Annotated in this window: 16 protein-coding genes; 5 read left to right on the top strand and 11 right to left on the bottom strand. The window is 64.3% G+C overall.

What is annotated here, in order from left to right:
- Positions 1 to 44: 44 nt before the first annotated feature.
- From KY494_RS23075 to KY494_RS23105, 7 genes are all read right to left on the bottom strand, one after another.
- A complete protein-coding gene (locus KY494_RS23075) occupies positions 45 to 779 on the bottom strand; it encodes a 2OG-Fe dioxygenase family protein (protein ID WP_219888373.1) in 735 nt (244 codons plus the stop codon).
- Between the two features lie 105 nt (positions 780 to 884).
- Positions 885 to 2,921, bottom strand: coding sequence for a TonB-dependent receptor (locus KY494_RS23080; RefSeq protein WP_219888374.1), 2,037 nt, complete (start codon positions 2,919 to 2,921; stop codon positions 885 to 887).
- Positions 2,922 to 2,935: 14 nt separating this feature from the next.
- A complete protein-coding gene (locus tag KY494_RS23085; RefSeq protein ID WP_219136602.1) occupies positions 2,936 to 3,424 on the bottom strand; it encodes a DUF6702 family protein in 489 nt (162 codons plus the stop codon).
- Complete coding sequence (locus tag KY494_RS23090; protein ID WP_219888375.1) at positions 3,421 to 5,790, bottom strand: M1 family metallopeptidase; 2,370 nt, start codon at positions 5,788 to 5,790, stop codon at positions 3,421 to 3,423. The genes KY494_RS23085 and KY494_RS23090 overlap by 4 nt, the downstream gene beginning before the upstream one ends.
- A gap of 165 nt (positions 5,791 to 5,955) precedes the next feature.
- A complete protein-coding gene (locus KY494_RS23095; RefSeq protein WP_219888376.1) occupies positions 5,956 to 6,417 on the bottom strand; it encodes a MarR family winged helix-turn-helix transcriptional regulator in 462 nt (153 codons plus the stop codon).
- Positions 6,418 to 6,462: 45 nt separating this feature from the next.
- Positions 6,463 to 7,281: a sugar phosphate isomerase/epimerase gene (locus KY494_RS23100; protein WP_219888377.1), complete on the bottom strand. Its 819-nt coding sequence runs from the start codon at positions 7,279 to 7,281 to the stop codon at positions 6,463 to 6,465.
- Positions 7,281 to 8,120 (bottom strand): phytanoyl-CoA dioxygenase family protein, encoded by an 840-nt coding sequence (locus KY494_RS23105; RefSeq protein WP_219888378.1) that lies wholly within the window; start codon positions 8,118 to 8,120, stop codon positions 7,281 to 7,283. The genes KY494_RS23100 and KY494_RS23105 overlap by 1 nt, the downstream gene beginning before the upstream one ends.
- 109 nt (positions 8,121 to 8,229) lie before the next feature.
- On the opposite strand from KY494_RS23105, the gene KY494_RS23110 reads away from it, so the two are divergent.
- Positions 8,230 to 9,189, top strand: a complete 960-nt coding sequence (locus KY494_RS23110; protein ID WP_257572330.1) for a LysR family transcriptional regulator — start codon at positions 8,230 to 8,232, stop codon at positions 9,187 to 9,189.
- On the opposite strand, the gene KY494_RS23115 is transcribed toward KY494_RS23110, so the two are convergent.
- Complete coding sequence (locus KY494_RS23115; protein WP_219888379.1) at positions 9,182 to 10,252, bottom strand: hypothetical protein; 1,071 nt, start codon at positions 10,250 to 10,252, stop codon at positions 9,182 to 9,184. The two genes, KY494_RS23110 and KY494_RS23115, sit on opposite strands and share 8 nt — an antisense overlap.
- Positions 10,253 to 10,579: 327 nt before the next feature.
- Here KY494_RS23115 and KY494_RS23120 point away from each other — a divergent pair, with 327 nt between their 5' ends.
- The gene (locus KY494_RS23120) at positions 10,580 to 10,999 is read left to right on the top strand and encodes a hypothetical protein (protein WP_219136608.1); all 420 of its coding nucleotides are present in this window, start codon (positions 10,580 to 10,582) and stop codon (positions 10,997 to 10,999) included.
- Positions 11,000 to 11,092: 93 nt separating this feature from the next.
- On the opposite strand, the gene KY494_RS23125 is transcribed toward KY494_RS23120, so the two are convergent.
- A complete protein-coding gene (locus tag KY494_RS23125) occupies positions 11,093 to 12,595 on the bottom strand; it encodes a choice-of-anchor X domain-containing protein (protein ID WP_219888380.1) in 1,503 nt (500 codons plus the stop codon).
- The gene (locus KY494_RS23130) at positions 12,592 to 13,479 is read right to left on the bottom strand and encodes a hypothetical protein (RefSeq protein ID WP_219888381.1); all 888 of its coding nucleotides are present in this window, start codon (positions 13,477 to 13,479) and stop codon (positions 12,592 to 12,594) included. Before KY494_RS23130 ends, KY494_RS23125 begins: the two co-directional genes overlap by 4 nt.
- Positions 13,480 to 13,647: 168 nt before the next feature.
- Between KY494_RS23130 and KY494_RS23135 the strand changes: the two genes are divergently transcribed.
- A complete protein-coding gene (locus tag KY494_RS23135) occupies positions 13,648 to 14,541 on the top strand; it encodes a hypothetical protein (RefSeq protein ID WP_219888382.1) in 894 nt (297 codons plus the stop codon).
- A gap of 57 nt (positions 14,542 to 14,598) precedes the next feature.
- Here the strand turns inward: KY494_RS23135 and acpA are convergent, their stop codons facing one another.
- Positions 14,599 to 16,719, bottom strand: coding sequence for an acid phosphatase (acpA, locus tag KY494_RS23140; RefSeq protein ID WP_219888383.1), 2,121 nt, complete (start codon positions 16,717 to 16,719; stop codon positions 14,599 to 14,601).
- Between the two features lie 163 nt (positions 16,720 to 16,882).
- On the opposite strand from acpA, the gene KY494_RS23145 reads away from it, so the two are divergent.
- The gene (locus KY494_RS23145; RefSeq protein WP_375143394.1) at positions 16,883 to 18,118 is read left to right on the top strand and encodes a cytochrome-c peroxidase; all 1,236 of its coding nucleotides are present in this window, start codon (positions 16,883 to 16,885) and stop codon (positions 18,116 to 18,118) included.
- 149 nt (positions 18,119 to 18,267) lie between these two features.
- Positions 18,268 to 18,597: a hypothetical protein gene (locus KY494_RS23150; RefSeq protein ID WP_219136614.1), complete on the top strand. Its 330-nt coding sequence runs from the start codon at positions 18,268 to 18,270 to the stop codon at positions 18,595 to 18,597.
- Positions 18,598 to 18,626: the final 29 nt, after the last annotated feature.

Raw genomic sequence — 18,626 nt, forward strand, 5'->3', positions numbered from 1 at the left:
TTCCAAGTAACTATTTTGGCCACAGGGAATGCTGTGGCCGCCTGTCAGTTTTCACCCTGGAACTGGCCGGCGCGATACGTCAGCACCAGCGTATCGCGGTGGCCATGTTCGCCGATGGGCTGGATCGGCGTCGATTCGTGGATCACCGCCGCATCGTCGAGCAGCAGCAGCGACCATGGCTCGGTCAGGGTAAAGCGCTTGCCGTTGGGACCATTGGCTTCGAAGATGCGCGTCTCGCCGCCCTTGACCTGCTCGCGTCCGATCAGCAGTACGGCGACGAAATCGACGCCGTCGCGGTGCGCGCCTTCCGGCGTGGGGCGGCCGATGCCATCGGTCGTATCGATGCGGAACTGGTGCGCCTCGATGAACCACGGCTGGCTGCCCCTGACCTGCGAGCAGGCGTCGCCCAGCGCGCGGATCAGCTGCTGCCATGCCGCCTGCGCGACGATGGCCGGCTCGACCGGTTCGAACAGGCGGTGCATGCCGCCATGCAGGGCGTTGTATTCCACCGGCTGCCAGTGCGGGCGGTGCGCGGTCTGCGTCAGGCGCGCGCCATCCTGCACGAAGCACGAGTGGCGCCGGCGGCGATAGCGGCCGCCATCCTTCAGGTAATTGTCCAGCGCCAGGGTATTCCAGCTCGGTTCGAGCGCGCGCAGTGCGGCCAGCGGGCAGCCGGACAGCGCCGCCACGTCTTGCGGGCGCAGCACGGCATAGCCGTCATCGCGCAAGGCGTCCTTGATGTGGGACGGGTCGGTAAAGATCGGTGCGGAAGTGCTCATGGCGGTGCGGGCCGGAACGCGGCCTGTCTCAGTTTATCCAGCCTGGCATTCTACGACTTCGCGGCGACTCTTGTGCTACGTCCGCCAGGAATTATGCTTGTCGAGTTAAAAATTCTTTACCAGGGTCAGGCGCAGCGAGCGCGATTCCACCGGATGGAAGTGGATATCGTCGACCGGTAGCGCCTCGCCGGGCAGGCGCGAGGCATAGTAGTAATCGATGGCCGAGTCGCGCCGGTTGGCCAGGTTGTAGCCTTCGACCTCCACGCGCAAGGTCTTGTCGATCTGGTAGGCGATGCGCCCGTTCAAGCCCACGCTGGCCGACGAGCGCACGCTGTTGTCTTCGATCAGCGGGCGCGGGCCGAAGTAGCGCAGGCGCAAAGAGCCTGACCATGGCCCGCGCGGCGTCACCGTCATGGCCAGCTGGGCTACGCCTTCGATGGCGCCGGGGATAAAGTCGCCCGCCGGATCGCTGCCGCGCGAGCGCGCCCGCGCATACGCCAGGTCCAGGTCCAGCGACAGCCAGCTGGCCGCCTTGTAGTAGCTGGAAAACTCGATGCCGTAGCGGCGGCTGGGGCGGCCCGCTTCCGTGGCGCCGGCGTCGCCGATGAACAGCAGTTCGGAATCGAAGTCCAGGCGGTACAGCGACAGCGAGGTTTGCAGGCCGGCGATGGCGGCGCTGCGCAAGCCCAGTTCCAGCCCCCGCGAGCGCACCAGGGGCGTGACCTTGTCGGCCGCCTCGCCCGTCTTCGGATCGATGGCGATCGTCGTGCCGCGCGCGTCGTTGCTGTGAAAACCATTGCCAATGTTGAAGTACGCTTCCGTGTCGCGCCACGGCCCCGCGATCACGCTCAGGCTGGGACTGAACAAATGGTCGCTGGCCTGGCCCGAATTGGCGGCGCGGTCGCTGCGCACGTCGAAGCGGTAGGCGTCCGCGCGCAGGCCGGCCACGGTGCGCAGCCAGCGCGACCAACGCGTGCTGTTTTCGCCATACACGCCGATGCTCGTTTCGACGATATGGTCTTGCCGCGTGGTCGACAGGATCTGGCGCTGGCGCGTGTTGTACAGGCCATTGTGGATATTGTCGTTCTGTAGCTGCAGGCCAATGGTGGTGTCGCTGCTGCCGCTGTCCGTGTGACGGTGCCAGGTATGGCTGGCATCGAGGCCTGACGTCACGCGCCGGTCGGGCTGGGCGAACTGGTCGCCGTTATCGGGGTCGTCCAGCGCATACGTGAAATTCGAGAACAGGGCCAGGCGGTTGGCGATCACATACGCGCTGACCCTGGACGACACGTCGTCCGTCGTCTGGCGCCAGGCGCCCGACAGGCTGTAGCGCTGCGCCTTGCCGCCGTCGCTGGCATCGATGGCGTCGAAGCGGCCCAGGCTACCGTCCTGCACGGCGCGCAGCGGAATCTGGTCGGTGGCGTTCCAGCTGGCGTCGTACGCCATGGCCGTGACGTTGAAGCCGTTGTTGGCATAGCCTTGACTGTAGCGCAGCACGCCATTGCGCTTGCGGTAGCGGTCCGGCTGCGTGAACGGGCCATCGTTATGCTGCGCTTCGAGCGCGTACAGCAGGCTGCCGTCGCCTGCGTCAAACGAATCGGCCAGCAGGGCGCGACGAAAGCCGTTTTGCCCCATGCCCGCGCTGGCGATACCTTGCGTCAGGCGGTTCGCATAGACGATGGACGCCGCTCCCGCCGAGGAAAAATCGCCTTGCGCCGCCGCGTACGGCCCCTTTTTGTAATCGAGGCGCATGGCCAGTTCGGGGATCAGGAAGTTCAGGTCCGTCCAGCCCTGTCCGTGGCCATGGCTGCGCTGGTTGACGGGCATCTCGTCGACGCTGGTGCGCAAGTCCGTGCCGTGGTCGAGGTTGAAGCCGCGCAGGTAGAACTGGTTGGCCTTGCCCTCGCCGCTATGCTGGCTGACGATCAGCCCCGGCACGGCTTCGAGCAATTCGCCGGGCCGGTAGCTGGTGCGCGCGTCGAGTTGCTGTTGCGTGACGCTGCCCGCGTTGGCCGAATCGGCCACGCCCAGCTGGTTCAGGCGCGAACCGTCGACCAGCACGCGCTGGAAGATGTCGTCGGCATGGACGGCGGCGGGTGAAAACAGGGCGGCGAGGAGCAGGGGAAGAGAGCGTGGCGTCATGGGTGTACTGGGGCTTAGCGGATCGGCAATTCCGTGTTCTGGCGGTCGAAAATCAGCGTCTGGATGCTGCCGCTGTCCTGCACGTTGAGGGTATTGCGCTGGCTGGGCAGGAAGTCGATCAGCAACTGGTTATGGATGCGCGTGGCGGGCGCCAGGCGCGTGCGTTCGATCTCCTGGAAGATCACCACATTGTCGGCATTGACCTTCATGCCGACCCAGTTCAGGCGCAAGCGCTTGCCGTCCGGCGCCACGAGGTAAAACTGTTTTTCGACATAGCGGCGCAGGGCCGCTTCGCTGTCTTCCTGGCCCAGGTCGAAGCGGCGCTGGTACAGGTTTGTCAGCAGCGCCTCGACGTCGTGGCCCGTGTAGGTGTGCACCACTTCCGTGCTGCCGCTGGCAGCGTTGTAGCTGATGTCGGCGATCCCCATGTGGAAGTTATGGGCGCCGGCCGCCATGCTGGCGCAGGCCAGCACGGCGCAAGCGAGGAGGCGCCAGCGCTTCACGCCTCGTCGCCTTTGGTCGCGCCGCTGCCTTTCAACGGCGTATGAAAGTCGCGCATCAGGTTATCCTTGGGCGATTTTTCGCTCTTGAACAGTTCCAGGCGCGATGGCGTGATCTTTCTCGGCCAGCTATTGTTGCTGGTGTCGATGTCGGCCGTTTCCCAGTACGGGTCCTGCACCAGGCCCACCATCGGTTCATCCGTGATGACGACCTTGGTGATCTTTTTTGGCGAGTAGCGCCACACTTCGGCCGGCACGCGCTCCACGTACTTTTTTCCGCTTTTCAGTTCGATCTCGAGGATCAGGGGCATGACCATGCCGCCCACGTTCGACAGGTCGACCAGGTACAGGTGCTTGCCCTGTTTCAGCAGGTCCTTTTCCCACGGCTCCAGGCTGGCCAGCGCTTCGGCGTAGGCGTTGCGGTCCTTGTTGGTCACCGTGAAATCGTCGTGCTGGTTGTAGAAATCCTTCAGCTCCGGGTGCGCATCGACGCGGCGCGGCATGCCCTTGTTGGCGCGGCTCGTCACCGATTCCGGCTGGGCGGCCTTTTGCGCCTTTTTCCAGGCTTTTTCCGTGGCGGGATCTTTTGAGCTCACGCCGTATTCGCTGATGCCATCGATGCTGATGTCGACCGGATCGGTGGTATAAAACCAGCCGCGCCAGAACCAGTCGAGGTCCGTGCCGGAGGCGTCTTCCATGGTGCGGAAAAAGTCGGCCGGCGTGGGACGCTTGAATTTCCAGCGCTGCGCATATTCCTTGAACGCGTAGTCGAACAGTTCGCGTCCGAGGATGGTTTCGCGCAGGATGTTCAGGCCCGCCGCCGGCTTGGCGTAGGCGTTGTTGCCGAACTGTAGCAGGGACTCGGAATTGGTCATGATGGGCACCTGGTCGCGGCTACGCATGTAGTCGACGATCTCGCGCGGTTCGCCGCGCGAGGCAGGGTAGTCTTCTTCCCAGGCCTGCTGCGCCAGGTATTGCACGAAGGTGTTGAGGCCTTCATCCATCCACGTCCACTGGCGCTCGTCCGAGTTGATGATCATCGGGTAGTAGTTGTGGCCCACTTCGTGGATGATCACGCCGATCAAGCCATACTTGGTGCGCTTCGAATACGTGAGCTCGCCCGTTTTCTTGTCTTTCACGGGACGCGGGCCATTGAACGAGATCATCGGATACTCCATGCCGCCCACGGGGCCGTTGACGGAAATGGCTGTCGGATACGGGTAGGCTATGCTGTACTTGTTGTACTGTTCTATCGTGTGCACGATGGCTTGCGTGCTGTATTTCTCCCATAGCGGATTGCCCTCTTTCGGATAGTAGGACATGGCCATCACATCGCTGCCGCCCTTCTTGTAGCCCTGCGCATCCCAGATGAACTTGCGGCTCGATGCCCAGGCGAAGTCGCGCACGTTGGCCGCCTTGAAATGCCAGGTCTTTTGCGCGCGGCTCACCGTTTTTTCGGCCGCTTCCGCCTCTTTCTGCGTGACGATGACGACGGGCTTGTCGCTGCCGCGGGCCTTCTCCAGGCGCTCGCGCTGCGCGGCGGACAGCACCTCCTGCGGATTTTGCAGCGCGCCCGTGGCGGCGACGATATGGTCGGCGGGAACCGTCAACTGCACGTCGTAGTCGCCAAACTCCAGCGTGAATTCGCCCGAGCCCAGGAACTGCTTGTGCTGCCAGCCGGCCGCGTCGTAGTAGGCCGCCATGCGGGGAAACCACTGCGCCACTTCGAACAGGGCGTTCTTGTCGTCGAAGACTTCATAGCCTGCGCGCCCGCCCAGCACCTTCTGTTCGTTGATGCGGTAATCCCAGTCGATCTGGAAGACGAAATCCTGGCCCGGCTTCAGGGGCTGCGGCAGGTCGACGCGCATCATGGTGCGGTTCACTACGTATTTCAGCGGCTGGCCGTCCGCGCCTTTCAAGGCGCGGATATGGAAGCCGCCCTGGAAGTCGCCGCGCGCCAGCATGCCGCGCAAGCCTTCGAATTTCATGGTCTCGTCGCCCGCCGTTTTGGCCCACGCCTGGCGCGACGGCGCCGTGGTCATGCGGCGCGCGTCGGAATCGGGTTTGTAGATATTCTGGTCCAGTTGCAGCCACAGGTAGCCGAGGGTGTCGGGCGACTGGTTGTGGTAGGTGATGCTGCCGCTGCCGGCGATCTCGCGTTTGGCTTCATCCAGGGTGGCGCGGATGGTGTAATCGGCACGTTGCTGCCAGTAGGCGTGGCCCGGCGCGCCGGAGGCGGTGCGGTAGGTATTCGGGGTGGGCAGCACTTCGTCGAGCTGGCGGAACTTGTCGTCGAATGGTTCGGCGGCGAACGCCGACACGGTAAAACATAGAGCCAACGAGGCTACGGAGCCGAAAGGTATGCGCATGGTCACCCTGGTGTTGTTGTAAGGAAATAGTGGCAACTATTCTATACGCAGGGTGTGGCCATCCTTGTATCGATTTGTAATAAAGAAAGGCGGATTGTGCGCCAGCTTTTGCCTGGCGCCGTCCGGGTGATGCTTTACCTGATTTTGCTCGGAAAAGCGGCGCTTTTACTCACTTTTCATCAGGCTGTCGCGCAACTGGTTCAGTTGTTGTTTCATGTCCACAACCTGCTCCACGCTGCAATGGCTGGCCGTCAGGATGGCTTCGGGCAGCAGGGCCGCCTCGTGGCGCAGCTGGTCGCCTTGCTCCGTGAGCGAAATGATGACCTGGCGCTCGTCGCTGGCGGCGCGCGTGCGCGTCAACAGGCCCGCTTGCTCCATGCGCTTGAGCAGGGGCGTCAGGGTGGCCGAGTCGAGGAACAGGCGCTCGCCCACTTCCGACACCGTCAAGCCGTCGCGCTCCCACAGCACCATCATCACCAGATATTGCGAGTACGTGAGTCCGAGCTTGCGCAGCAGCTTGCGGTACAGCTTGTTCATGGCGAGTGAGGTCGAGTACAGCGCAAAGCACAGCTGGCTGTCCAGGCGCGGCACCTGGTGCAGCGGGTTGGGAGAAGTGGTGGTATCCATTGGCACAGTATATATAGCGCACTACCTAATTGCAATGCGCGGCGCCTACCCGGCGTAACGCGCGCGCAGCAGTTCGAGCATGGCGACGTTCTGTTCCCATGCATCGCTGACGGGCTGCTGCGTGTACGGCAGCGTTTGCAGGTAGGGCGCGGGACCGAATTCCGGCGTAAACGTCATGCGCTCGGCACCGGCCGCGCGGCGCAGGGCGACGATGGCATCCCACCACGCCAGGTGGGCGTCAAGCGCCTGCTTCGCTTCCGGCGCGCGGAAGTCGGCCACCTGCGGCCCCTGTGCATGGCCCACGCGCGCATGCACATGGCGCACCAGCGGCAGCACTTGTGCCAGGGTCTGTGGCTGGTCTTCCAGCAGCGATTCGCAGGCGCAGCACCAGTGCGACAGGTCGGCCGTCAATGGCAGGTGCGGGTACTGCCGCAGATACGGCAGCAGCAGCATCGGGTGGCCGGAAAAGCGGCTGCGGTGGAGCTCATGCACGATGGGCACGCCGTGCTTTTCCGAGATGGCGGCGGCCAGGTCGATCAGCTGCGCGTTTTGCGCCGGGGTGTAGTAATCCTTGCCCGTGTGCGTGTTGACCAGCACGGGGCGCACCAGGCAGGCGTTTTCCAGCAGCTCGGCCAGGGCGGCGCGGTGCAGATCGAAGTCGCTGTGGAACACGGTTTCCCACTGCGCGGCGATCAGTTCCAGTCCCGCCCTGGCGATGCGGTCCGTCCATTCCTCGCGCAGGGCGGCGTCCAGCGGCAGCGACATTTCGATGCCGTCGAAGCCGGCCGCCGCTACCTTGTCAATGAAGACCTGGGGCGCCAGCTCGTTATTGCCCCAGTGGGCGGCGAAAACCTGGATGCGCATCAGACGAAGCCCCGCACGGGAAACGCCGCGTCGCGCTGTATCCAGTTGTGGGCCGCGTATTCGGTCTGGCCATCGGTGGCGTGCAGGGTGTAGGCATGGCGTGAAACGGGCGAGCGGTTTGGCGCGCTGTAATGGGGCAGCAAGCCGTGGAAGCAGACCAGCGCGCCCGCCTTCACTTCCAGTGGCACGGCCGTGCTGTCGTCGGGCCAGGGCATGGCATCGAGTTTTTCCACGCGCACGGCATTGCCGTTGCGGATGAAGCGTTCGCGCAGGGGGCCGCGGTGGCCGCCCGGTTCCGCCCACAGGCAGCCGTTGTCCAGGGTCGCGTCTTCCAGCGCGAACCAGAACGTGGTCACGCTGATCGGCGTGGTTTCGAAGTAGGTGGCGTCCTGGTGCCAGCGCACTTCGCCGCCGATGCCGGGCTGTTTAAAGATGTACATCGATTGCCAGACCTGCGCGTCCGCCAAGCCCAGGTCGCGCGCCACCTCGGCCAGTTTCGGGTCGGCCGAAAAAGCGCGGAAGACGGGATCCAGGTCATGCATGGCGTGGCCGATTTTGTTGATCGACAGGGACTTGGCCTGTTTTAACTGGCCGTCCGGGCCGAATGCCTCTTCCTCGAAGAAGCAGCGGATGGTGTTGTCGGAGGCGAGAAAATAATCGTTGGTGTTCTTCGCCTGGTCGCGCGTGGTGAAGATGGATTGGCTGACGCCGGGATCGAATTCGTTGACAATCTGCTCGGCGCGTGCGCGCAAGGCGGCGATTTCGTCCGCTGCCTTGAAATCGGGCAGGATGATGTAGCCGTCGCGTTGGTATTGTTCTTGTTGTTCGATCGTTAGCATGGCGGCGGCTCCGGAGGTCAAGGGAAAGCGCCATTGTAGGATGGGGACAGTGCGCAAACAATCGCCCGGCGGTTGACAGATTGTCGCCAAAACGCAGACAATCTTTGACATGGATCAACTAAAAGCGATGGAAATCTTTGTCGAAGTGGCGCGCCAGCGCAGCTTTACGCTGGCCGGGCAGCGCCTGGGCCTGACGCGCGCCATGGTCAGCAAGACCATCATGCAGCTGGAAGAGCGCCTGAACGCGCGTCTGCTGCACCGCTCCACGCGCGAAGTGAGTCTGACGGATGCGGGTCGCGCCTACCTGGCGCCATGCATGGCCACCGTCAGCCAGGCGCAGGAAGCGGCGCGCATGGTGGCGCACGTGGCGCAGACGGGAGCGGGGGCGGCGCTGGCCGGACCGCTGCGCATCCAGGCGCCATCGAGTTTCGGCAGCGCGTGGCTGGCCGATGCCGTGGCCCGTTTCAGCCTGCTGCACCCGCAGGTGCGGGCCGAGCTGTTTGTCGACGATGCGCTGCTCGACCCGATACGCCACGGCTTTGACTTGACCATCCGCGTGGGCGGCATCCCGGACAGCAGCGCGCTGGCCATGCGCCCGCTGGCGCCGTGCCGCGCCGTGCTGTGCGCCAGTCCCGCCTATCTGGCGCAATGGGGCGTGCCGCAGACGCCACAAGATTTATTGCAGCACCAGTGCCTGCATTTCAGCCACCTGACCGACGGCACGCACTGGCATTTCCAGCGGGGAGAAGGGGAGCAGCGCGAGGATGTGGACGTGCGCGTGCAGGCGGGATTCACGGCGAACAATGGGCTGGTGCTGCACCAGGCGGCGCTGCGGGGACTGGGCATCGTCTACAGCACCACCTTCCTCGCCTGGCGCAATCTGCTCGATGGCAGCCTGCTGCCCGTGCTGTCCGGCTGGGAGCTGCCGCTGAATCATTTGAGCGCGCTGTATCCTGCCAGCCGCCAGCCGTCGCCGAAGGTGCGCGCGCTGATCGATTTCCTGGTGGCCGAATACCAGCCCGTGCCGCCGTGGGACCGCGAGCTGGCAGCGGCGGGTTTTTTTAGTTGAGGGTGACGGGTTCCAGCGTCCATGCGCCGTCCGCGTACACTCTTTCGTCGTCGAGGTAAACGGCCTCGGTAACGGCGAAGATATCGACGTGGTAGCGCGCATCCTTGCGCTTGAACTGCGGTTTTGTATACACGCCGTGCTTGGCGCCCAGCGACAGGTGGATGCCGCACATGCGTTCATACGTGCCGATGTCGTTGACCAGCTGCTCGCGCGAAAAGGCGCGGTTCATGCCGAAGCCCAGTTCGCGCACCCACACTTCGCCCTCATGCGCGCGGATGATCTCCAGCATGGCGGTAAATTCCGGCGTGGCATGCTCCGTGCCCGTCACGCGGCCCTTGTCGATGATCAGGGTGATCGGCGTGTCGGGGCGGTTGACCATGAACTGCGTGTCGCCAAAGACGAAGATGCGTACGCGCCCGTTCACCGCTTCCAGGTCCTGCGCTTCCGTAAACACTTCGCCCAGGGGGAACTGGCCGCCGATATTGTTCATGCCGCTGTAGTCGCCGATATTCAGCTTGGCCGATTCGAACGGCGAGGCAAAGACCAGCTGCTCGCCGCCGCTGTCGACCATGCCGTGACGGGCGCGGTCGATGCGGGCCTTGAGCGCATGGCCGACGCCGCGATAATAGGCGGGGTCGTAGGCCAGCGAAGCGATGTAGTGCAGTCCCTGCACGCCGGGCATGCGCGACAAATGCACGTGTTCGATCACTTTCAGGCCCCGCTTGAACAGTTCGATGCGGATGCGGAACGCTTCCAGGCGGAAGCTGGTCGACTGGATCAGCACGACGAGGCTGCCGGCGGGCAGTTCGGCAAACGCGGCCAGCACGGCGTCCGGCGTGACCTCGTCGAAATCGATGAAGCTCGCGTCCGGCAAGGCCTGGCGATACGCTTCCGTCAGTACGACATTGAGCCAGCTGCGCTTGTCGCAGACGATCAGGGCCGGTTCGTCCGGGCGGTGGCAGATGGCCATGGCCAGCAGGTCGGCCACGTTTTGCGCGGCCACTTCGGTGGCGGCGGCGCTGATGGCGTCGAGCCGGCTGGTGTCATTCTCGGGAAGCGTCATGGTGCGAAGGTGTCTGGCGTGAAGGAATCGCAGCATTATAAGGTGATTGCTGCTTAAGGTGATTGCGGCAGGGCACACCATTCCCCATCGGGCGGAGGACCTGTGGCTGCCGCGCCCCTGATTATCTTGTGTAGTGCTTTATGGCAATGTATTATTTGAGAAATGGTATGGTATGGCAGGACATGGCAGCGAGCCTGGAAGCGGACCGGCGCAGCGGCAAAGCCGCACATGCGCACGGTGACACGCTTTCAGTGATGCAGGGACAACAAGCCAACAGGCGATGACTAAGAGTGTGATGTGATGAGCATAATCGGACAAGATATTCCCATGGAGCGGCCAGATACGGATGGGCGCGCTGCCGTATTCGTTCCCGTCACGGGCGTCAAGGAAGATGTCCTGCTGACCATACGCAAGGGTGCGGCGATCGTCGGCTTTGCCAATCACGACCGCACGATCACCGTGTATTTTGAAAGCAACCGCTTTGACGACCCCGTGCTGGCCAAGTGGGAGCACAAGGCGCGCAAGGCCTACGACCGCCTGGTCGACAATGCGCCCACCGTGTCGAAGCTGACCACCAGCCCCGTCAATTTCGAGCAGATCGGCTACATCAATGGCAAGGGCATCACCATCCGCCGTATGGAAAGCCTGCAGCGCTGGCTCGCGTATTCGGATGCGATGGAGACTTGCCCGGTGACGGATATCATTCCGCGCACGGTGATCGCCAAGATTGACGCCGTCAAGGTGTAGGTGTGCATACGGGAGCCAACAATGTTGTCGGATTACGCGCGGCTTTGCCGCGCTAATCCGACCTACTCGACCTACGCCTGACCTTGCTTATTCCTATACCACGATGATATTCGCCTGCGCCTTGAGCGGGCAGGGCAGGGTGTCGTCGAAAGTGATTTCGATGGCGCTGGCGACGAACATGCCGCCGATGTGCTGGGCGGCGATTTCCGGCGGCGTGCCGGGCTTGGTCAGGTTGACGTCTTGCGCGAAGACAAACACGCGCCAGGTGCCGTAGACCTTTTGATCATATTGCAGCAGGGTGCGGTAAGCGCGCTTCAAGTCCAGGCTGCCTGCATATACGCCGTCGTTGGCGCCCGCGTCGAAGCCCAGGCCATCGTCCGTCAGCGATTCGACGAAATACAGGCCCTGCGGTGCCTGGAACAGCACGAAGGCATACAGCTCCGTGCCGCGGAAGACAGTGCCGTTGTCGCGCTTGAAACTGGCGCGTATCCACAACGGTTCATACGCTTGCACGACGGCCGGCGTATCCGTTTCCACAGGCCCCGCCACATGGATGTTGACTTGTGTTTCGGTCACCGCATGCTGGTAGGTGGCGCCCGTCGTGAAACGTTGATACTCCCAGCTGATGTCGGCCGTGTAGGGCAGGCCCGCGTTCGGCGCTTCCGGCAACACCCATTGCGCCACGACGCGTTCGGCCAGGGTCAGTTCGCCGGCGGCCGGTGGTGTTGCTTCCTGGCCACGCCAGAACGGGTCGGCGATATCGGAGCAGGCGACGGCGATGGCGCCCGAGGCGATGGCCGAGGCCACGCCCGCCACCGTGAATTCGGGCTGGCCCGAACCGGCCCCTTCCAGCGAACAGCAATGCACGTCGGGCTCCGTTTCCTCGAAGCTGCCGCCCACGCTGAAACTGGCCTTGCCGGAGCCGAGCGCGGCGGCAATGATGGCCACCAGCGCGGCGATGATGGCGATGATGATGGCGAGTATCTTCCACCACGGGTCGGAAAACGGCAGCTCGCCATGCGTGCCCGCGTAGGCGGGGTTCGGCGTCCAGACGAGGGTCATGCCGGTCGGCACGATGGGCCCCAGGCCGGGCGGGCAGCGGCACTCCTTCCCATCCGTGCCCGTGCCGCCCCAGCGCTTGCCCGGCAAGTGCCCCTGCGGCTTGGACAGTTCCAGCGTGCCTTCCTCGACCGTGCACGTGTAGGTGTTGGTGGTGCTGTCGAAGCGCGTCTGCGAGACGAAGATTTGCTGGATCGAGCGGCGCGGCGTGTAGCCGTCGGCCTTGGCGACAAAGCTGACGAGTCTCTTGCCGGGCGCCGCATGCTGGAAGTCGGCGTCCCACATCACCAGCATGGCCGCGCCGGCGGGAATGCTGGCAAAGAAAAAGGTGCGCGCCACGGGTACGATGCCGGGGTCGCCCACGCTTTCCAGGTACACCGTGACATTCGTCATCGCGCTGCTGGACATGTTGGTGACGTGGGCGGCGATGCGCAAGCCATAGATGGCATTGTCGAAAATGCCATCGGGCAGCATGATATTGGTGACGGGCTCGATCGCGAACGGCCGCGTCAGCACCTGCATGGGGGTGTCGCTCATGATGCTTGCTCCTCGGGGCTGTGCTGTTCTTGCGCCTGCTCTTGAGCTTGCTCTTTCTCCAGAGCGGTGACGACATACGTGATGCCGCCCAGTACCTTGCCGTCCTGGCTCTCCAGCACGCGCAGCAGCGCATACTGGCGTGGCGGCAAGGCTTCGGCACGCAGGCTCAGGTACGCGGCCTGCGCCTGGCCGCGCGGCACTTCCAGCGCCAGTTTTTGCTCGCCGGGCACATCGCCATTGCAGTGGGGCGTGCGTGCCAGGCCCGCTGTCAGGCGCGCTTCTCGGGCCGGCTGCCATCTGTCCAGGCCCAGGGTGGCCAGCAAACGCGCCGGCAGTTCGCCACCCTGTTCAATGTGCAATTCCACTTTCCTCGCTGCGCGGGGCAGGGCCGCCACCGTGAGGGCCAGCAGCTGCGCGCGCCTGGCCGCCAGCACCACGGTGACGTTGCGCTGCGCGATCTGCTCGTGCAAGGTGGGCTGGAAGGGGAAACCGTTGGGCAGCGGGTCGGGCAGCGGGTTGATGTCGCCCGCGCCGTGGGCCACGGCCAGCAGGCATTCGTGGCCGCCATTGACGATGACGGGCACCCAGGGCACCAGGCACAGTACTTCCTGCGTGGCGCCGGGCGGCAGGTCGGCAAACGCGGAACCGATCTGCGTGGCGGCGCCGACGGCGATCTGGCCGGACGGGTCGGCCCAGTAAAAGTCCACGCGCACGCCATTCGAGGCGCTGTTGCCCGTGTTGTGCACGCGGCCCCACAGGTAATTGCTGGTGCCGGCAATGGGCGCGCCGGGTGGGCCATTCGGATCATTACCGGGCACGACCCAGATATCGGCGCTATCCCACCACCAGGGCTGGCCGTCTTCGATGATCAGGTGGGCTGACATGGCAATCTCCTTGTCCGTGGCCGGTGCTTGTAGCTTAGGCCGCGGCGGCCCTGGCCTCTTGATCGGCATCAAGTCTGCGGATCGCTGCGCAGGCACGCCGTGGCGGCGCCTGCGTGGGGTAAGATTGCGGCAGAATGCAGCTGAGTAAATCCAGGAAAAGGTTGGAACGTGTCTGAAAAAGTGAATGAAGTTTGCATCAACGCCGCTTGCGGCCGGACCTTGCCGCTGCGCGTGGCGCATTGCCCGTTTTGCGGCGCGCGCCAGGTGGCTGCAGCGCCTGTATTAGAGAAAGTGCCAGCGCCGCCCTCGCTGCCGCGCATGCCGCCGCCGGTGCCGGTAGTCGCGCCCGCGCCCGCTCCCATGCCCCAGCCCGCTCCCCAGCCTGTCCTGCCACCGGCGCCCGCGCCAGTCAAGGCGCCGCCCGCGAAACCGGCCGCCAGGGCTTCGGTGCCGCCGCCACGCCCTCCCGTGCGCTTGCGCACGTGGATCGCGGCGGCCGTGGTGCTGACCGGTATCTGGTTTTATAACAAGCCGGCCGACAAGCCGGCCAGCGTGGCGGAACAGGTCGAGGCCGCCACCGCATTGGCGGCGCAGTGCGACCTGGACGGGGCGCGCAGCGCGCTGGCCGTGCTGAAAAGCGCCAGGGCGTCCGCCGCGCAGATCAAGCGCTTGCAGGCGAACATCAGCAAGTCCGCCGCCGCGTGCGACCGGCAACAGCAGCGGGCGCAGGCGTGGACGGCGCTGCAAGACAGCGTCAGGCAGGCGCTCGATGCGGGCAAGCCGGAGCTGGCCGCCACGCGCCTGGCCGCCTATGTGAAGCGTTGGGGCGACGATCCCGATACGCTGGAACTCGATGCCAAAGTAAAAGTGGCACTGGCCAGCGCCCAGCTCGATGCGGCCGACGCCTGTCTGGCGAAAAGCGACCGCGTCTGCCTGGAAAACAGCCTGATCGCCGCCGAGCGCTATCAACGGCCGGAACTGGCGGCGCGCACGCAGGCGCTGCGCGCGGCTTTGTCGCAATTGCTCGAACGTTCGCTGCTCGATGCGTCACCAGGCCAGTAGCGCCAACAACTAAAACGCCCGCCGCGGCCAGGCCGGGCGGGCGCACTTTACGCAGCCTTACTCTTGCGGCACCAGCGCCAGCGCCGCGCTGAAGTCGCCCATGGGCTTGCCGCCATTGGCCACCAGCGCCTTGTCGCGCGTGCTCAGGCCGTCGAGCACGGGCAGGCCGAAGCGGTGCGTGATGGCGCGCAGGATCGAGGCCGAATCGTATTGCGTATGGTCAACCAAGCCCTTTTTCACGTACGGCGAGACGAGGATGGCCGGCACGCGCGTGCCCGGACCCCAGCGGTCGCCCTTCGGCGGCGCGGCGTGATCATAAAAGCCGCCGTTTTCATCGTAGGTGACGATGACCAGCATGTTTTTCCACTGCGGACTCTTTTTCAGCTGGGCGATGACGCTGGCGATATGCGCGTCGCCGTCGGCCACGCTGGCATAGCCCGCATGCTGGTTCAAATTGCCCTGCGGCTTGTAGAAGGCCACGGGCGGCAGCTTGCCGGCGCTGGCATCGGCGAGGAACTGGCTGTCGAAGTCGCGCAGGTGGGCGGCGCGGTAGGCGGGCGCCTTCACCGGGTCCATGTTGGCAAAGTAATTGAACGGCTGGTGGTGGAACTGGAAGTTGGGCGGATTCGGGAAGCTGCCGGCGCGCGCGCTGGCCGTGGCCAGGGCCGTCGTATCCTTCCAGGCGCCCGCATACCAGGCCCAGTCGATGTTCTTGCCAGAGAGCAAGTCGCCGATATTCGTCTGCGTCTGCTGCGGCAGGGTGTTGGCCTTGCCCGTGTCCGCATACAGCTTGCTGCTGTCGCCGGACGCGGGCGCGTTGCTGCTGGGCTGGAACGGCGGCTGCATGGTGTTGACGGCGTAGAACATGCCGGTGCCGTCGGCCGGCGTCAGCGCGCCGTCGTTGGCATAGGCGGGCGCGCCGTTCAGCACGGTGCTCGGTGCCGTGGCGGACGGCGTCAGGCGCACGAAGTTACCGTTGGCGTCGACGTCGATCTTCGCGATCGAGCCCTTGGCCACCGAGGTGTTCGCGTTCGGATAGGTGGGCGCGCAGGCGCAGATCAGGTACTGGTGCGTGAGGAAGGAGCCGCCGAAGGCGCCGATGAACAGATTGTCGGCCAGCGCATATTGTTTGGCGATGTCCCACAGCTGCATCTTGCTGCCGTCGTAATAGCCCATGGACAGGCCGCCCGCGTCGGAATACGCGGCGAACTTGTCGTTGGCGCCGCCGTTGATCTGCATCTGGTTGTTGTAGAAGCGGTGCACCAGGTCGCGCGTGATGACCGATTGCGGCAGGTACAGGGGGCTGCCGGCATCGTCGATCTGGAACGGTTTGTTGGGCAGGTTGGCCGACTGCGCCTGGGTGATGACAGTGCTCTGGCCGGCCGCCGTCATGCCGCCCCAGGTGGGCGGCAGCACGGGCAGGGTGCTGCCGTCATAGTCTTTCTGCGGCACATAGGCGGAAGTCGATGTGGGATTGACGCCCGGTACGCCATTCGCGCCCGGGAACAGGCCGTACAGATTGTCGAAGCCGCGGTTTTCCGCGTAGATGACGACGATGGTCTGGATATTGTTCAGCGCCAGGGCGCCGTTCAGGGCGGCCAGCGCGTCGGCCGGCGCCGCCTGTGCGCTGGCGCTGGCGATCAAGGCCGTCACGCTGGCGTTTTCCGCCTTCAGTTTCGCCAGCTCGTCGCCGCTGGCCTTGTTGAAGTCCGATGCCAGGCCCGCTTCCGACACGCCCAGGCGCGCGGCCAGCTTGCCGCTGGCAGCCGTAAAGTCGCCGCCGTTGCCGTCCATGACTTGCGCCAGTTCCGTCGACAGGGCGCTGACGAAGGCGCTGTGCCCGGCGGGGGCGCGCAGCAGCAGCTTTTGCGTGACCTTGCTGCCGGCGTCGCCGATGGCTTCGTGGCGGATGGCATCCGTGCCGATGGTCACGAGCACGGCGCCCTGACCATCGAGCGTGTAGCTGCCGTCGGCGGCCGTGCGCACGGCCGCCGAGCCGCTGTCGCAGGTCAGCTTGGTCGTGCCGCTTTCCAGGCACACCTGGGCGTTTTCATAGTAGCTGCCGATGACCTGGCCCGTGATATGGGGCGTGACGGCGTAGTCGCTGCCGCAGGCGGCCAGGCCCAGCGACAGTAGCAACGGCAGGGGCCGTAAAGAAGTTTTTGCGTGCAAGTTCATGTTCATGCCTTCTGGGTGGAAAACGTCGCATGCTAGGCAGGCAATATGTCAGCTGCGTGACATGTCAGCGTCTGTTACATGACGTAATGTACGAACTTGATACATGACGTTTTGCGGGGGCTTGTCACGCAGTTGTCACATGCCCTTGCTACGCTGCCAGCCCATGATGAAAACGATACCTGCCCTGCTGCTCGCCATGTGCGTGCTGTCCGCCTGCCAGCCCGCGCCGCCAAAAGACGCGGGCGCGTATGCGCCCACCCTGAAAAGCCAGCCTTCGGTGGCGGCAATGACGGCCATGGGCCGCGCCATGTTTTTCGAACCGAGCCTGTCCGTGTCCGGGAAGATGTCGTGCGCCAGCTGCCACAGTCCCGAACACGCGTACGGTCCGCCGAACGCGCTGGCGGTGCAGCTGGGCGGCCCGGCATTGAAGGATGCGGGCACGCGCGCCGCGCCCTCGCTGCGCTATCTCCAGAACGCGCCGCCGTTCAGCGAGCACTACCACGATGATGACGGCGACGACAGCGTCGACGCCGGGCCCACGGGCGGGCGCAACTGGGATGGCCGCGCCCAGTCCGGCCACGAACAGGCGCTGGCGCCCCTGTTATCCAAGCGCGAGATGGGCAACCGCGATGCGGCGGCCGTGGTCGCCAAACTGCGGGCCGGCCCCCTGGCGGCGCAGTTCCGCCAGACGTATGGCGCCGATATCTTCGAACAGCCGGGCCAGGCGCTGCGCTGGGCGCTGATGTCGCTGGAAGTGTTCCAGGAAAGCCCGCCAGATTTCTATCCGTACACGAGCAAGTACGACGCCTTCCTGCGCAAGCAGGCCAGCCTGACGCCGCAGGAAGCGCGCGGCCTGGCCCTGTTCAACGATGAGCGCAAGGGCAATTGCGCCTCCTGCCACATCAGCCAGGTGAGCTCCGGCGGCGCCTTTCCCCAATTTACCGACTACGGCTTGATCAATATCGGCGTGCCGCGCAATGCCAGACTGCCGGCGAATGGGGACCCGGCCTTCTTCGACATGGGATTGTGCGGCCCGGACCGCACCGACTTGATGCTGCATAAGGAGTATTGCGGCAGCTTCAAGACGCCGTCCCTGCGCAATGTCGCCCTGCGCAAGGTGTTCTTTCACAATGGCAGCTTTGACAGCCTGGAGCAGGTGCTGCGTTTTTACGTGCAGCGCGACACGGCGCCGCAAAAATGGTATCCGACAGATAAAAACGGCAAGGTGCGCAAATACGACGATCTGCCGCCCGGCCTGGCAGCGAACGTGAATGTGGCAGCGCCGTTCGACCGCCAGCCGGGCCAGGCGCCGGCCCTGAACGCGCGGGAGATCGCCGACGTGATCGTTTTCCTGCACACCTTGACGGATGGCTATCAAGCGGTCCCTGCCACGCACTGAACGGGATACTAAAAAATATCAAGATACCATTGCTTACAATTACGCCACAAAAGCCTGTTTTTATGTGCGTTAGCGCACGCTAGAAAATTTTAGGCAGGTGTATATTGCGAACTGATCTGTGTCTTTTGATAATAATGAAAGGGAATATCATGAAAGTAAGCAAAAATTGGATGACCGTGTGCGCCGCCGGGATGATGGTTGTGGCACTGGCTGCCTGCCAGAAGAAGAGCGATGTCGCCGCTGGTCCTGCTGAACAAGCTGGCCAGAAGATCGATGCCGCCGCTGCCAAGGCTGAAGCCGACATCAAGGCCGCCGCTACCAAGGCTGACGACGCCATGAGCAAGGCTGCCACCGATACGGGCGCCAAGATGGACCAGGTCGCCGCTGACGCCGACAAGAAAATGAGCGAAGCGGCCGATGCCGTGGGCAAGAAAGTGGAAAAAGCCGGCGAAAAGATGCAGGACGCCGCGCACAAGTAATCATCGCAATCAGCGCGCCCGCCCGCCGC

The organism is Janthinobacterium sp. PAMC25594 (assembly GCF_019443505.1).
In the GTDB taxonomy this organism is placed as follows: domain Bacteria; phylum Pseudomonadota; class Gammaproteobacteria; order Burkholderiales; family Burkholderiaceae_D; genus Janthinobacterium.